At 57.9% G+C, this 16,023-nt stretch carries 14 protein-coding genes; 3 read left to right on the top strand and 11 right to left on the bottom strand.

The genetic code is table 11. The annotated features are described in order from the left end of the window. Positions 1–59 precede the first annotated feature (59 nt). Genes ACR3EJ_RS05800 through ACR3EJ_RS05785 form a run of 4 tightly spaced genes read right to left on the bottom strand, consistent with a single transcriptional unit; the run spans position 60 to position 3,954 of the window. A complete protein-coding gene (locus ACR3EJ_RS05800; RefSeq protein WP_170471834.1) occupies positions 60–989 on the bottom strand; it encodes a metal ABC transporter permease in 930 nt (309 codons plus the stop codon). Then, positions 986–2,191 carry a metal ABC transporter permease gene (locus tag ACR3EJ_RS05795; RefSeq protein ID WP_170471832.1) on the bottom strand — a complete coding sequence of 402 codons (1,206 nt, stop codon included), beginning with the start codon at positions 2,189–2,191 and terminating at the stop codon, positions 986–988. Before ACR3EJ_RS05795 ends, ACR3EJ_RS05800 begins: the two co-directional genes overlap by 4 nt. Positions 2,192–2,193: 2 nt before the next feature. Continuing rightward, positions 2,194–2,997 (bottom strand): metal ABC transporter ATP-binding protein, encoded by an 804-nt coding sequence (locus tag ACR3EJ_RS05790; protein ID WP_170541741.1) that lies wholly within the window; start codon positions 2,995–2,997, stop codon positions 2,194–2,196. 3 nt (positions 2,998–3,000) lie between these two features. Continuing rightward, complete coding sequence (locus ACR3EJ_RS05785; protein ID WP_170541744.1) at positions 3,001–3,954, bottom strand: metal ABC transporter solute-binding protein, Zn/Mn family; 954 nt, start codon at positions 3,952–3,954, stop codon at positions 3,001–3,003. A gap of 199 nt (positions 3,955–4,153) precedes the next feature. On the opposite strand from ACR3EJ_RS05785, the gene deoC reads away from it, so the two are divergent. The 3 genes from deoC (at position 4,154) to ACR3EJ_RS05770 (ending at position 8,398) form a co-directional block, all read left to right on the top strand. Next, positions 4,154–5,152 carry a deoxyribose-phosphate aldolase gene (gene deoC / locus ACR3EJ_RS05780; RefSeq protein WP_170541747.1) on the top strand — a complete coding sequence of 333 codons (999 nt, stop codon included), beginning with the start codon at positions 4,154–4,156 and terminating at the stop codon, positions 5,150–5,152. 75 nt (positions 5,153–5,227) lie between these two features. Continuing rightward, positions 5,228–7,561 (top strand): aldehyde dehydrogenase family protein, encoded by a 2,334-nt coding sequence (locus ACR3EJ_RS05775; RefSeq protein ID WP_170541750.1) that lies wholly within the window; start codon positions 5,228–5,230, stop codon positions 7,559–7,561. A gap of 24 nt (positions 7,562–7,585) precedes the next feature. Further along, positions 7,586–8,398, top strand: a complete 813-nt coding sequence (locus ACR3EJ_RS05770; protein ID WP_170541753.1) for an SDR family oxidoreductase — start codon at positions 7,586–7,588, stop codon at positions 8,396–8,398. A gap of 65 nt (positions 8,399–8,463) precedes the next feature. Here the strand turns inward: ACR3EJ_RS05770 and ACR3EJ_RS05765 are convergent, their stop codons facing one another. The 7 genes from ACR3EJ_RS05765 to ACR3EJ_RS05735 form a co-directional block, all read right to left on the bottom strand. Next, positions 8,464–8,628, bottom strand: coding sequence for a hypothetical protein (locus tag ACR3EJ_RS05765; protein ID WP_010438648.1), 165 nt, complete (start codon positions 8,626–8,628; stop codon positions 8,464–8,466). A gap of 250 nt (positions 8,629–8,878) precedes the next feature. Next, positions 8,879–10,183: a M16 family metallopeptidase gene (locus tag ACR3EJ_RS05760; protein WP_170541756.1), complete on the bottom strand. Its 1,305-nt coding sequence runs from the start codon at positions 10,181–10,183 to the stop codon at positions 8,879–8,881. Then, a complete protein-coding gene (locus ACR3EJ_RS05755; RefSeq protein ID WP_170541759.1) occupies positions 10,180–11,520 on the bottom strand; it encodes a M16 family metallopeptidase in 1,341 nt (446 codons plus the stop codon). The genes ACR3EJ_RS05760 and ACR3EJ_RS05755 overlap by 4 nt, the downstream gene beginning before the upstream one ends. An 85-nt stretch (positions 11,521–11,605) precedes the next feature. After that, positions 11,606–12,121: a DUF3035 domain-containing protein gene (locus tag ACR3EJ_RS05750; RefSeq protein ID WP_010438645.1), complete on the bottom strand. Its 516-nt coding sequence runs from the start codon at positions 12,119–12,121 to the stop codon at positions 11,606–11,608. Between the two features lie 50 nt (positions 12,122–12,171). Then, complete coding sequence (lspA, locus tag ACR3EJ_RS05745) at positions 12,172–12,642, bottom strand: signal peptidase II (protein WP_170541761.1); 471 nt, start codon at positions 12,640–12,642, stop codon at positions 12,172–12,174. Beyond that, on the bottom strand, positions 12,642–14,231 hold the full coding sequence (gene purH, locus ACR3EJ_RS05740; RefSeq protein WP_170541764.1) for a bifunctional phosphoribosylaminoimidazolecarboxamide formyltransferase/IMP cyclohydrolase: 1,590 nt from the start codon (positions 14,229–14,231) through the stop codon (positions 12,642–12,644). Before purH ends, lspA begins: the two co-directional genes overlap by 1 nt. A gap of 22 nt (positions 14,232–14,253) precedes the next feature. Next, positions 14,254–15,993 carry a heparinase II/III domain-containing protein gene (locus tag ACR3EJ_RS05735; RefSeq protein ID WP_170541766.1) on the bottom strand — a complete coding sequence of 580 codons (1,740 nt, stop codon included), beginning with the start codon at positions 15,991–15,993 and terminating at the stop codon, positions 14,254–14,256. Between the last annotated feature and the right edge of the window lie 30 nt (positions 15,994–16,023).

Genomic DNA, 16,023 nt, shown 5'->3' with positions numbered 1-16,023 from the left:
TTCTATTTGGCGAAGTTCAGCCGAAACCTTGCGAAAACCATTGGCGTGAATACGCCAAGTTAAGCCTGGCTGGGGGCTCCGCTGCGGGTTCGACAGGGGCCAAGGACGGCGGTCAGCGCCAGTATCAAGCCAGATATCGTCGCGATCATTCCCGCAGCACTAACAGCATCTGCACCCCCCAGCCACAATGGGCCGTACCCAGCCAGAACATACCCCGAGATGGCCGAAATGGTCGCGAACAGAACGCTCCAGACAATCTGGGTTTCCAGCCGGTTCGTCATCATCCGAGCCGCAGCGGGTGGACAGATGAACATGGCGATCACGATGATTGATCCCACGGCATCAAATGCAGCTACGGCAGCGATCGCCGCTGTGATGACCAGCGCCATACCCAACGCTCCGGTTCGGATGCCAATGGTACGAGCAAATCCTTCGTCGAATGTCGAGATCTTGAGCGGCCGCCAGAACAACCAGGTAAACAAGATGACACCCACCATCGTCAGTGCAATTCGGGGCAATTCGGGGGGCAGACCAGCCAATGCCTGTACGTCCAGCAGAGACGACCATCCTGTGGCATCCAACCAGATCAAGCTTTCCAGATTGCCATAAAGCGCATGTTCCACGTCTAGATGAACCGTCGAGGTATCAGTCTGTTCCAACAGTAATACCCCGCCCGCAAACATGGTTGTGAACACCACTCCCATTGCGGCGCCGGGTTCGATCTGACCTAATCGTCGGATCGCCTCGATCATCACAACGGCAACGACAGCGGCCCCGGCCGCGCCGAGCATCATGGGCCAAGTAGAGATCGCACCTGTCAGCAGAAACGCCACGACAATGCCGGGCAGCACCACATGGCTGATCGCATCGCCAATAAGGGCCTGTTTACGAAGAACCAGAAAGTTTCCGGGAAGCGCGCAAGCGATGGCTGCAAATGTTCCAATCAACAGAGGGGTCAGCGACAGAGGGACAAATTCTTCACCACTCATGGCATGACCTCCTGCGGGCCACCGATGCGACGGTCTATTTCGGCGATCTGATCGCGCGTTAGAACAGTCTCGATATCACGCAAACCATCGTACAGCGCCGCGGTGGCCTCATGCGCCTGATCGGCACGTACGAATTCCCACCGCTTTTCGTCCCGCAGCGCTTTGGCGGCGCGCGCTTTCCCTTCATCTGTCGCGACACCATCGGCGCGCACGATACCCGCACGACGCAGCAGGCGAATGGTCAGTGGCTCATAGATCTTCTGACCTTGCGCCAGCGCCAGAAGACCCTGCCGGATATGCACGCGTCGCTGGAATCTAAGGTGCCGCAGTACCGCCGCCAAAACGCCTCGAACCGGTGCGAACAAAAGTGACAGCGCGAAAGATCCAAAACTGACCAGGACAATGATCGGACCGGTTGGCAGGTTCGGTGCCGAGGCCGAAATTCCTGCCCCCAAAAAGCCAGCAAGCCCCCCGGATATCCCTGCCAGCAGCACAACACGATCGGATCGTTCTGTCCAAAACCGCGCGGTCACCGGAGGAATGATGAGCAGCGCGACAATCAGGATCAGGCCAACGATCTTCAACCCGACCACAGTGACCGCCATAACAAGCCCCATCATCGCCAGATCAATCCGGTGCACAGGCAATCCACGCGCGGCGGCGTATTCAGGATCAAAGGCCACCATCGTCATCGGACGGCGGATAATCATCACCAGCAACAGAGTCGCCGCACCACCGATTGCAATCACGAGCGCGTCTGCCCAGAGCATTCCGGCGGTGGACCCAAGCAAGAACCCCTCCAACCCGGCTTGACGTCCAACACCCATGGTCTGAATCACCGTCAGCAGGACAACACCAAACCCAAAGAAGACCGAAAGAACCGCACCGATCGCAGCATCCTCTGCAAGCCGCGTATGACGCGTTAGCCAGTTCATGCAAAGCAGACCGACCCAAGCCGATATGGCCGAACCGACCAACAGACCAATTAGATTGCGCCCATCCCCTCCAAACGCCACCAATGCCATGAAGGCAAGGCAAACCCCCGGCAGGGTCGCATGGCTAATGGCATCACTTACGAGGGCACGCTTACGCAGGAACAGAAACGTGCCGGTCACTCCCGCTGAAATGCCCAGCAATGTCGCACCGATTGCGACCAGCGTGGCGTTATAGCCAAGCTGCAGGGTCAGAGCATCCCAAAGCATGATTATCCCAGCGCGCGCGAAATCTGATCAATCTGTGCCGTTGCGAGGCGTCCGCCATAAGCGGCTTGCAACGTTTCCGCAGTAAAGGCCTGCTCAACCGAACCTTCGGCCACCTTGCGGGTGTTGATCAGGAACACATGGTCAAAATAGTCCACAACCGTTGCCAAGTCGTGATGTACCACGACAACGGTCTTGCCAGCTTCTTTCAGCGATTTCAGTACAGCAATAATGGCCTTTTCGGTCGCGGCGTCCACGCCCGCAAAGGGCTCGTCCAGCAGGTACAGATCAGCATCCTGTGCCAATGCACGCGCAAGAAAGACCCTCTGTTGCTGACCACCGGAAAGCTGACCAATCTGACGGTCCGCAAATTCTCGCATTCCGACACGGTTCAAACAGTCCATGGCGCGGGCCATATGACGTGCGCGAACACGACCCAGTAGACCCAACTGACGCGACAATCCCATCAGAACCACGTCAATCACGCGTGTCGGAAAATCCCAATCCACACTGGCGCGCTGCGGGACATAGGCGATACGCGCACGTTGATCTTCGAGCGGCTGGCCAAACACCGTCACCTGACCGGAAAGAGGCGATACGATCCCCAACGCGGCCTTGAGCAAAGTGGACTTGCCAGCCCCATTCGGTCCGATGATCGCCGTCATCGCGCTGGGTTGCACCGTCATATCCACCGAAAACACTGCGGGCTTCTGACCGTACGAGACAGTCAGACCGCGAATGGCGAGCGGGCAGCGATCAATATCCTGCCCTTCAATTGAAACACCCTGAACTGTTGCGAGTTCCAGCATGGCTCAGAACCCCGCCGACAGTTTGCCGTTCATGCCACGCTGCGGCACATCCGCGCCCAGCGCCCCGGCAATCACGGTGATGTTGTGATCAAGCATTCCGATATAAGTGCCCTCATATGTTCCGGGCTCTCCCATCGCGTCCGAGTAAAGCTCTCCACCGACACCGACCTCGTGGCCTTCAGCCGCGGCACCCTCGATCAGAGCACGCATGGACCGGTCAGAGACCGAGCTTTCCACGAAGACCGCTTTCAACTGACGGTTCACGAGTGTGTCGACCAACTCACCGATGCGGTTCAAACCGGCCTCTGATTGGGTCGAGATGCCCTGAACACCCAGCACTTCATAGCCATATTCAGCACCGAAATAGCCAAAGGCGTCATGGGCAGTTACCAACATACGGTTGTCTTCAGGAACTGCAGTAAGCATCTGTTCGCCATAAGCGCTCAACGCGTCGATCTCGGCCAGAAACGCTTGAGTATTTGCGGCAAAGAATTCTGCAGCCTCAGGGCGAGCTAGAGTCAGAGCATCTTGCACCTCAAGCACAACATCACGCCATAGCACCGGGCTCATCCAGACATGCGGGTCATATTTGTCGGCGTAGTCGTCATGAGCGCGCAATTTGCCTTTGTCGACACCCTCCGCAACAGCCACAACGGTTTGCTTACGCCCCAGATCATCAAAGAAATCTTCCATCTGCGCTTCGAGATATAGGCCGTGCCATAGCACCAGATCTGCGCGGGTCATCGCAACGATATCTGTGCGTGTCTGACGATAAGCATGTGGGTCAACGCCTGGGCCCATCAAACCTTTAACTTCAACCTGATCACCGCCGATTTGACGGGCCGTATCAGCGATCATGCCGGTCGTTGCGACAACCTTCAACGGCGCCTCGGCAAATGCGGCGGCTGGTAATGCAGCAACGAAAGCCAATGTTGCAAGAAAGGTACGGCGAATCATTTGCGACTCCATTTAGGTGCCTTGTTACCTCTGAATATGCGAACCATTCGCAACTAAGTCAATGCAAATGCGAATTACTCGCAAGAAAACATCTTTTTTGTCCATTTGGTCAAAATTTTACCCTTTGCAGGGGTCGGCACACCTTTCTTTTCTTCGCAGCCCATGCGAATTTGGCGCAAACCTCCAAAAGGACGGAAAAATGGAAACGCAGAGCTCAGAAAGCCCCGTGCGCACCCCGCATCTGCCGCAAGTGACCGAGCCCCGGAACCCGGGAATGGACTTGGATCTGGATTGGGTGCGGGCCGTACAGGCCAACACTTCGGCCATCGAACGCCGCGCCGCGACGCTGCCCGGTCGGCGGTCGGTAAAGAAGGAATACCAGGCCGCATGGCTGCTGAAGGCGATCACAATGATCGACCTGACCACCCTATCGGGTGATGACACAGTAGGGCGGGTTCGCCGCCTTTGTGCCAAGGCTCGTCAACCCGTTGCGTCGTCGGTTCTGCAGGCGCTGGACATGCCGCCAATCACAACCGGAGCAGTCTGCGTCTACCATGACATGATCGAAACGGCTGTGGACGCACTGGAAGGCACTGGTATTCCGGTTGCGGCGGTATCCACTGGCTTCCCGGCTGGTCTATCTCCATTCCATCTGCGCGTGGCCGAGATCGAAGAAAGTGTGAAAGCGGGCGCCGAAGAGATCGATATCGTGATCTCGCGCCGTCATGTGCTGTCCGGCGATTGGCAGGCCCTGTATGATGAGATGAAAGCGTTCCGCGTCGCTTGTGGTGATGCCCATGTCAAAGCCATCCTTGCCACCGGCGAACTGGGCAGCCTGCGCAATGTCGCCCGCGCCTCGCTGGTCTGCATGATGGCGGGTGCCGATTTCATCAAGACCTCGACTGGCAAGGAAAGCGTCAACGCCACCTTGCCTGTGTCGCTTGTGATGATCCGCGCGATCCGGGATTACTATGACCGCACGGGATATCGCGTTGGCTATAAGCCTGCGGGTGGGATCTCAAAAGCCAAAGACGCATTGGTTTACCTGTCGCTGATCAAGGACGAGTTGGGCGACCGCTGGCTGGAACCAGACCTGTTCCGCTTTGGTGCCTCATCACTGCTGGGCGACATTGAGCGGCAGTTGGAACACTATGTGACAGGCGCATATTCCGCCGGTTACCGTCATTCTATGGGGTGAGGCGCGCCCGGAAATCGCTCCGGTGGAGCGATTTCAGCGCTGAACGGGCGAAGCCCCGGGAAAAGGACAAGAACAATGACAGTCAAAGAGATTTTCGAGACCATGGACTACGGCCCTGCCCCCGAAAGCGCAGCCGAGGCACTGGCCTGGCTGGTCGATCAGGGCGACAAGTTCGGCCACTATATCGACGGCGCATTCACCAAACCCGGCAAAGGGTTTGACAGCCGCAACCCGGCGACCGGAGAGGTTCTGGCCAAGCTGACGCAAGCGAAACAGGGTGACGTGGACGCCGCGGTTTCTGCCGCACGTAAAGCGCAACCCAAGTGGGAGAAGTTGGGCGGTGCGGGGCGCGCACGTTATCTCTACGCGATTGCACGCCTGCTGCAGAAGCATTCGCGCCTGTTTGCTGTGCTGGAAAGCCTCGACAACGGTAAGCCGATCCGTGAATCGCGCGATATCGACATCCCGCTGGCGCAGCGGCATTTCTATTACCATGCGGGCATGGCGCAGTTGATGGAAAGCGAACTGCCCGACGCTCAGGCGCTGGGGGTTTGCGGCCAGATCATTCCGTGGAACTTCCCGCTGCTGATGCTGGCGTGGAAAATCGCGCCTGCGCTGGCAATGGGCAACACGGTGGTTCTGAAACCGGCCGAATACACCTCGCTGACCGCGCTGCTGTTCGCCGATATCTGCTCACAGGCCGGGCTGCCGAAAGGTGTCGTCAACATCGTGACCGGAGATGGTGCAGTGGGCGAGATGATCGTGAATGCGGATGTGGACAAGATCGCGTTCACCGGCTCAACCGTTGTGGGCCGACGTATCCGCGAGGCGACCGCAGGGTCAGGCAAAGAGCTGACGTTGGAATTGGGCGGTAAGTCCGCCTACGTCGTCTTTGATGACGCGGATATCGATTCAGCCATCGAGGGGCTCGTCGACGCCATCTGGTTCAATCAGGGTCAAGTCTGCTGCGCAGGCTCGCGCCTTCTGGTTCAAGAGGGCATCGCCGATCGTTTCCACGCTAAGCTGCGTGCCCGGATGGACACCCTGCGCATCGGTGACCCGCTGGATAAGTGCATCGACGTGGGCGCTGTAGTTGACCCTGTTCAGCTGCAGACCATCAAGGGCATGGTTGAAAGTAACACCGCTGGTCGCGTTCATCAGGCCGCTTGCGACTTGCCCGCGAACGGCTGCTACTACCCGCCAACGCTAATCTCGGGGCTGGAGACCTCTGACCCGCTGATGCAGGAGGAAATTTTTGGACCGGTTCTGGTGTCGTCCACCTTCCGCACTCCGGAAGAGGCAGTCGAGCTGGCAAACAACACCCGTTACGGGTTGGCCGCAACGGTCTGGACCGAAAACGTAAACCTCGCGCTGGACATCGCGCCCAAGCTGGTTGCTGGCGTGGTCTGGGTGAACGCGACCAACCTGTTTGACGCCGCCGCCGGGTTTGGCGGCGTGCGCGAAAGCGGCTTTGGTCGCGAAGGCGGCTGGGAAGGTTTGGCGGCATACACAAAGCCCAAGGGCAAGGGTAAACCGCTGGCGAAGATCGAGCCGACCATGGGCGAAGGTGCTCCGGTCGATCCAATCGACCGCACCGCCAAATTGTATATCGGTGGTAAACAGGCGCGGCCCGACGGTGGCTATTCAAAGCCCGTCTGGGGTAAATCCGGTCTGCTGGGCCATGTGGGGCTTGGTAATCGCAAGGACATCCGGAACGCGGTTGAGGCCGCAGCTGGTGCGAAGGGTTGGTCCAAGACAACCGGCCACCTGCGCGCGCAGATCTTGTACTACATCGGCGAAAACCTCTCGGCCCGTGCCGATGAATTCGCCGCGCGTATCGACGCAATGACCGGCAAAAAGGACGGCGCGAAAGAGGTTGAAGCCTCAATCCAGCGTCTGTTTGCCGCCGCTGCCTGGGCCGACAAGTATGACGGTCAGGTGCATGGCGTTCCGATCCGGGGAGTCGCTATTGCGATGAAAGAGTCCGTTGGCGTGATCGGTGCTCTGTGTGCCGACGAGGCACCGCTTCTGGGTCTGGTTTCTGCGATGGCGCCAGCGATTGCCATGGGCAACCGGACAGTTCTGGTGGCTTCCGAGCCCTATCCACTGGCGGCAACAGACTTTTACCAGATCCTCGAAACTTCGGACGTCCCCGCTGGCGTGGTGAACATCCTGACCGGCAGTCATGTGGAATTGGCGAAACCGCTGGCCTCACATCTGAACGTGGATGCGGTCTGGTCGTTCTCGTCCACCGACCTTTCGAAAGAGATCGAAGCCGTCTCGGCCGGAAACCTGAAGCGAACTTGGGTCAATAACGCGACGGCATTTGACTGGAGCATGGACCATTCCCGCCGCTTCCTTCAGGCTGCGACCGAAGTGAAAAACATCTGGGTGCCCTACGGCGAGTAGGGTTCCCTGCCAAGGGAGGTCTACATGGATTTTTCAGGAAAAACCGTCATCGTTATCGGCGGAACCAGCGGCATCAATCGCGGCATTGCCGAGGCCTTTGCGGCCTCGGGCTCCAAACTGGCTGTAGCCAGTCGTTCGCAGGAAAAGGTTGATGATACGGTCGCGGCTCTGAAAGCCGCTGGCGCACAGGATGCCATCGGTGCAGCGTTTGACGTGAGGAACCCTGAGGCCGTAGCGGCTGGACTGAAACAGTTCCATGATACATTAGGCAATTTTGACGTTTTGGTCTCGGGTGCAGCAGGCAACTTCCCAGCGCTGGCGGCTGAGATGTCAGTCAATGCGTTCAAAACTGTGATCGATATCGACCTGATGGGCACGATCCATGTGATGAAGGGGGCCTACCCGTTCCTCAAACGCCCCGGCGCCAGCATCATCAACATCTCAGCCCCACAGGCATACTTACCTTATGAAGGTCAGGCCCATGTCTGCGCGGCAAAGGCGGGCGTGGATCAAATCACCCGGACCCTTTCGATGGAATGGGGTGTGGAAGGTATTCGAGTGAACTCAGTCGTGCCCGGTTTCATCGAAGGCACCGAGGGAGCCAAACGCCTTGCCCCCACCCCGGATGCTGGGGAAGCGTTACGCAAAGACGTACCGTTGGGCCGTTGGGGCCAGCCGCAGGACGTGGCAAACGCCTGCCTGTTCCTCAGCTCAGATATGGCGAGCTACATCAGTGGCACGGTTCTGGCGGTCGACGGGGCACTTTATCAACGCGGGTCTGGCAAGTTCGGGCAAATGATGGGGCAAATGCTGCGTGCACAGGCAAAACAGAACTGAGCACCTGTCAGGACATTGGCATCGCCAACATTTTAAGACTCGCGGGATTACCGTTTCAAATAAGGCTAGGAGCGTTTGACATACAGTCCAGCTGCAACCAAAAGCGTAGTCAGCAAACCGGCCACAACATAGAGAATAAATGCGCTGAGCAGGGATTGGCCGAGAGCCAGAGAGGCCGCAAATGTCAGCAGCCCCGCAAGTATCCCAATTCCTAATGCCGCAACTATCATGGCGTCTTTCTGTCCTACCTATTGTCGAACGAGACACCGGTTTGATCTAACCGCTCAATCGCCTCGACAATGAAAGCATCCTTGATGTTTCTGGCCAAATTATGACCACGACTCTTTAATGAACTCTTAAGTCACAAAATTGCACGCCAAGGGATTTCTAGTACCCTTGGCAGATTCATAGATTGCGCACCCTGTACGACTGTCTCAACACAATCACACCGTCATGACGCGCAGCAAGGTCGTCTGGCCGCTATCCGTCCAGACCGATCGGTTTCCCAACCACGGTGAAATGCAGGCCTTCGGGGTCCAAAAACTCGGCCGCTACCCGGTTTATATCCTCCAGTGTCACCGCGTTCACCTTGTCATTGCGGGTTGCGATATAGTCGATGGGTAAGTCTTCCATCTGCATCCCCACCATGATCCCCGCGATCTGACCATTCCCGTCGAACCTTAGCGGATATGCACCCGTAAGATAGGTCTTGGCATCATCCAGTTCCTCTTGGGTAAATCCCTCGGACGCAGCGCGCGCCCACTCGTCGCGGATCACGTTAACCGCGTCCGCAATCCGGTCATTTGCGGATGAGACCGAACCAAGGTAAACCGAGGCCAGATCCTTGGGCACCAGAAAGGTCGAGACACCGTAGGTTAGACCACGCTTTTCCCGCACTTCGTGCATCAGGCGGCTTTCAAATCCACCACCGCCTAATATGTGATTCAGGATAAAGGCTGCAAAGAAATCAGGATCGTCGCGGTCAATGCCTTTTTGGCCAAAAAGAGCAACCGATTGAGGCGTGTTGAATTCCACAACACTTATGCCGCCATCGATCTTGACATCGGCCTTATCCGGGATGGCTTTCCCTGTTGCTGGCAAATCCACCAGCAGCGTATCCAACAATGTGCCCAGTTCTTCTGCGGTGATGTCACCGACGGCCCCAACATATAGCCGATCCTTGGCAAAGACGTTCTGGTAGGCCGCAATGATATCGTCACGGGTCAGCCCCGAAACACTTTCGATCGTCCCTTTTCCGTCCGTCGCGTAGGGGTGATCTCCGTAAGCCATTGCTGCAAAACTGCGTCCGGCAATATCGTTCGGATCAGTTTGGTCCGATTTCAGACCCGAGAGCACCTGCCCCCGCACCCGTTCAATGGCATCTTGGTCAAAGCGGGGTTCGTGAATTGTAGTCCGCAACAGATTGACCACATCATCGCGGTTCTCGGTCAGGAAGCGGGTTGAAATCGAGACTGTATCATCCGTCGCGCGGTAGCTGAATGAGGCCGCCAATGCCTCAAGCTCGCGCGCATAGGTCCGGACATCCATGTCGCCCGCGCCTTCCTCGATCAACCCGCTCATCAGGTAAACCGCGCCGCGTTTGTCGGGATCATCCAAGGAGGTGCCGCCGCGAAATCGCATCTCAAGCGCGGTAAAGGGTATTGAGTGATCTTCGACCAGCCATGCGGTGATTCCTCCTGGCGAGGTTACCTCCTGGATTTTGATTTCAGCCCATGCGGGCAACGCGATAACAACAGCGATCAGGGTCGCGAAAATCCGTTTCATTGTGTCACCTCATCGTCACGCATCAGCCAACCGGTTACAGATGTTTCGGGCTGTATCACTTCTCGTGCCGCCGCGATGATGTCATCGCTTGTCACCGCCTGCAGGATATTCGGCCAAGCCTGTACATCCTCGACCGTCAACCCGCTGGTCAGCGCGCGTCCATAGCGGTTTCCGATTCCGTCCACATTGTCGCGCGCATAGGTTTGAGCGGCGCGAAGCTGCATCTTGATGCGATCCAGATCCTCTTCGTTCACGCCTTCGGCAATAAAGTCTGAAACGACCTGATCCATCGCATCTTCGGCCTCCTGTAACGAGACACCTTCAGCCGGAACAACAATCAGATCAAAGGTTGTGTCATCCAGTGAAACGCCCCGGTAGAACGCACCGGTATAGACGACCAGTTGCTGCTCAAACTGCAGCTTTTCATTCAGATAGGATGTGGTGCTACCGCCCAGCAACTCGGCCAGAAGAAACAGCGCCGCGGCTTTCTCTTGTGCGCCTGCATCGCGTTCGGGTGCCAGATAACTGCGTTGCACATAAGGCTGCGAGACTCGGGCGTCTTTGTAGGTCAGGCGGCGCTCAGCCGTTTGCGGGGGCTCCTGCGAACGGATCCTTTCGGGCAGGTCCGGATTGGCGGGTATCACACCATAATACTGATCTGCCAGCAATTTGACCTCGTCCGGGTCAACATCACCAGTCACGACCAGAATGGCGTTATTGGGCGCATAGTGGGTCTGATAGAAGGACAGGGCATCGTCCATGTCGAGCTCTTCCATCTCGTGCTTCCAGCCGATAATGGGAACGCCATAGCGGTGGTTCAGATACTGCGCTGCGTTCATTTGTTCACCAAACAGCGCGCGTGGATTGTTCTCGGTCCTCTGGTTGCGTTCCTCAAGGATGACGTCGCGCTCGGTCACGATGTCGTTTTCGGTCAGGCGGATGTTGCGCATCCGGTCCGCCTCCATCCGCATCATCAGTTCCAACCGGTCGGCGGCAACGCGCTGGAAATAAGCAGTGTAGTCATAAGAGGTAAATGCGTTGTCATTTCCCCCGTTGGCCGCGACGGTAGCCGACAACTCGCCCGCTTCCATTGTATCGGTGGCCTTGAACAAGAGATGTTCCAGAAAGTGCGCGACACCAGAGGACCCGATCGGTTCGTCTGCCGAGCCTGCCCGATACCAGACCATATGCTGCACCACCGGCGCGCGGTGGTCTTCGACCACTACGACGTCCATGCCGTTATCAAGCGTGAAAGTGGTAACCGCCTCATGCCCCTCTTTGGCCAAAAGAGGGGATGCTGCGATCAGGGCAGCCGACAATGCCAGGGCCCGAACCATGGGGCATCCTCCGTTTCGTTTCTGGTATTCAAACTACGGTGGTGCTGCCAGTGTTCAAGGCCAATGACGGAATGTTAAGAAAAGTTCATTCCAACGGAGGCGCAGAAGGTGTTTCGATACCACGCTGCCGCGCCGCTTCGTTCGCATTGTTCGCATCGATCGACTCGCGCCGATATGCCTGCGAATAACGATCCACCGGGAAAAGCCGCAAACGCGTGAAGCGCTGCTTCTTCTTACGGAAATCCGCATCTTCCTGAGCAACAACCTGCCGCGTATTGGCGGGAACACCATATCGGCTTGAAGCTGTGACCAGCGCTGCATCACTCGCAGGGATCGCGGTATTAGGGTTCAGGGCCGCTTCGCTGCCGCCGAGAGCCACAACAGCATCTGCCTTTGGATTAGGATCAGTCAGATTCGCGCCACCAGGGGTAGGTGCAGGTAGAAAGGCATAATCCTTTGGTTGGGTCAGCGGCTTAACCGGCAGGACCGAGAACTCATCCGGCCCGGGCCCGGGCGCCCGAAGATTGCGCAAACCAATATCGGAACAGCCCGCAACTGTCGCGGCGAGTGTCAGAACAAGAATGGTGCGTGGCATACGCATCAGTGTCTCCAGCCAGTTTCAGGCGCTTTTATCGCATATCATCGGGCAGGTCACGAGGGCTTTTTGCCATCGAATAGGACCAAACCCAATGCTCCCGCAAATATGAACACATCCGCCAGATTGAACACAAACGGGTTATTGATCCCACAACAGGACATGTTCAGAAAATCCAGAACATAGCCATAAAGCACCCGGTCCACGACATTTCCCAGCGCGCCGCCGATCAGCAGGCCACCGCAGAATTGTTGAAACCTCGTCGGGGCTATTCGGCCCAACCAAATCAGGACACCCAGACAAATCGCCATAGAAATGCCGATCAGGACCCAGCGCGCTGCATCGCTGTCGCCCTGAAACAGCCCGAAGTTGATGCCGCGATTCTCACCGTATTTGAACACCAGAAACGGCGGCAGGACGCCGATATCGCCCTGCGCCACGCGCAGCACGTGAACGACCAGATACTTGCTGATCTGGTCGATCAAAAACGCCGCCAGTCCGGCCCAGAGGAGGAGCGGGCTGCGCATCAGTGACGGAAATGCCGCATACCGGTGAAGACCATGGCCAGACCTGCCTCATCTGCCGCCGCGATCACCTCATCGTCACGCATCGAACCGCCGGGCTGAATGACGCAAGTGGCGCCTGCCTCGGCGGCCTCCATCAATCCGTCGGGAAAGGGAAAGAACGCATCAGATGCCACGGCCGAGCCGATGGTCAGTGGTTGGGGCAGTTCCAGTACGTCGGCCATGCGCTCGGCCTTTTTGGCGGCGATCAACGCTGAATCGACGCGGCTCATCTGGCCTGCACCAACGCCTACGGTTGCGCCGTTTTTAACGTAGACGATAGCGTTGGATTTTACGTGTTTGGCGACCTTCCAGGCAAACAGCAGATCGCGCATTTGTTCGTCAGACGGGGCCTTCTTGGTGACGACCTTCAGGTCATCCATGCCGACAAAGCCGTTATCCTTGTCCTGCACCAGCAGGCCACCGGCGACCTGACGCACGGTTTTCCCTCCTGCTGTCACGTCAGGCAGAGCCTCTGTGGTCAGCAAGCGCAGGTTCTTCTTCGCGGCGAATATCGCTTTGGCCTCGTCCGACGCACCCGGAGCGATCACGACCTCGGTAAAGATTCCAGTGATCTCTTGCGCGGTTTGCGCATCCAGAGGCTGGTTCAGAGCAACGATTCCGCCAAAGGCCGAGGTCCGATCACAATCGAACGCGGCTTTATAGGCTTCAAGCAACGTAGCCCCCTTGGCCACACCGCACGGGTTCGCGTGCTTAATGATGGCACAGGCTGCGCCGTCCGCCGGATCAAACTCGGCGACCAGCTCAAACGCCGCGTCCGTGTCGTTGATGTTGTTGTAGCTCAGTTCCTTGCCCTGATGCTGCACAGCGGTCGCCACGCCAGGGCGATCCGTACCATCTGTGTAGAATGCAGCCTGCTGATGGCTATTCTCGCCATAGCGCAGGGTCTGTTTCAACTCACCCGCAAAGGCGCGGCGTTTCGGCGCCTCAAGCTGCAACGCGTAGGCCATCCAGTTGGACACGGCGGTGTCATAAGCAGCAGTCCGGGCATAAGCCTTTTGCGCCAGCCACTGTCGGAAACCCAGCGACGTCTTACCGTAGTTTTCTTCTAGTTGATCCAGCAGCGAAGAATAATCCTCGACATCCACAACGACGTTAACGAAGGCATGGTTCTTGGACGCCGCCCGGATCATCGCAGGTCCACCAATGTCGATATTCTCGATGCACTCATCGTAACCTGCACCCTTCGCCACGGTCGCTTCAAACGGATAGAGGTTCACGACCAGCAGGTCGATCGCAGCAATCCCGTGTTCGTTCATCGCGGCAACGTGGGTATCATTGTCGCGCAGCGCCAGAAGGCCGCCATGCACCATCGGGTGAAGCGTTTTGACCCGGCCATCCATCATCTCAGGAAAACCGGTCACCTCGCTCACATCTTTGACCTCTAGGCCAGCATCACGCAACGCTTTGGCCGTGCCGCCAGTCGAAAGCAACTCGACCCCGCGTTCGGACAGTGCCTTGCCCAGTTCGATCAATCCGGTCTTGTCGGAAACGGAAAGCAACGCGCGGCGCACGGGGTGAAGGTCGGTCATGGGTCCAAAGGTCCTTTTGGCGTCAGTCGAAAACGGGCTCGTCCCGGTGCGTATCGCGCACGGCGTAGGCTGTATCCTGAGCCTTGCTGAGCGTCCACCGGATGCGCGTCGCATACTCCATTGCGCGCCCAGATAGAACGATCTGTTTTGTCGCGCGCGGCTTTAATCGACCTTTTTCCAAGTAAACGCTTGGTTCAACTGACAACTTTCCAACACGATCGTGGCGGAAAACCCAAATCTCGCCGCTTTTGAGCGCCATCGACACGGCCGCGCCGCCCAAATCCAACGCCGCATCAACGTCGGGATGCAGGTGAAAACGGATATCAAAGGCGATCCCATTCAGGCCCGCCCCGTCCATGGCCCGATCAAATTGCCGTTTGGCTTTGTCGGTTGCGGTCAGCAGTATATCTTCCCCTTCAAGCTCGCGCCCATCAAATCGCAGCTCGAGCGTACGGGCGTGGGTCAGACCGAACACTTTGTTGTAACCATCATGGCCGACCATGAACCGTGTGCCCTCAAAGGCATCTTCGAAATCCACCGGGACGTCCCGAGGGCCATCGACCAGCGCCTCCTGCGACGATCCTTTTGCGACTTCGGCAAGCCGCGCGCTGGAGTAGCCGTCGACACACAGGGTCGAATGGGACGGGGTTGCGCGCCCCGCACGTCGCCAGTCCTGACCAAAACTGCCACCCGATCCACAGTTCACGATCAGCGGGCGCCGGCCCGAGGTCAGTTCAAACGCAAGGGTGGACGCGTGCGCGTTATACGAGGCTGCGCCTTTGGGTGGCGCGCTGGCATCCACCAGAACCGTCGTGCGCGAGGCCGCCAGACGCGCATAACCCATCGACAGGTCCGAGTGCTGCTGCGGCTTTACCCCGCTTTGCGCCAACGCCTGATCCAACCGTCCTTCCAACCCGCGCCCACCGCCGTGAAATCTGGCCAGCGCCCCATCCGCATGGCGCAGATTTCGCAACGTCGGCGCGATGCGTTTGATCGCTTCGGTCTGCGAAGCAGGTGTGCCGCGGCCCACTTCGCTGAGAGCCGCCGAAGTCCAGGACAACAAGGTAAACACCTCAAGCAATTCTTCGGGATTGCGGGTTGGGATACCGCCTTCGGCATCAATCTGACGTTCACACTCACGGGCCAGAGCGCGCAAGGCCGGGTCTGCCATCTGCTCCTGACCTTCCAACGCCAATCCGGCCTGCACCAGACCGGCCAGAGCCTCGAACCTTGGCAATCCCGGTGTTGCCGCTGTCCAGCGTTTGGACAGAAACCACGTCTGCTGCGACAGCGATCGAAAGAAAGCCTTGCTTTGCGCTTCATCGACACCGCGCAGCAGAAAAACCGCGTGATTGATCCAACGCATGACCCGCCGCCCTGTCAGGTCCGGCGCCCAACCAGGGCCTTTGCCGCGCCCATGCGCATCTATCCAGCCCCAGACCCAACGCTGCGCTTTTTCCCGGGCGCGCATGTCGCCCACGGCCGCCAAATCGTCCAGCCACACAAAACCGTGACGTTCGTCATCGAAATCAAGGCTTGGCGCGACCACATCCCAGAGGTCGGTGTCATCAGCCTCAACCAGATATCCCGCAAACAGCAAATTCCCGGCCACCAGTTGCCGACCACGGGCAAAAGACCCAACGGTACGCGGCTCGGGCTGGCCGACGAATCCTGAGACCGCCTTCCGCCTTTGACTCAGGCGCGCATAAAGACGGTTCTGAAACCGCATCCAGCGATTGGCCATTGTATCCGTGTTTGACATGACGCTTGCGACTCTGCCCCTTGCGCTCTG

This window comes from Ruegeria sp. AB11 (assembly GCF_056536325.1).
Note: the sequence above shows the minus strand (reverse complement) of the source record. Positions and strands in the feature narration are given on the sequence as shown.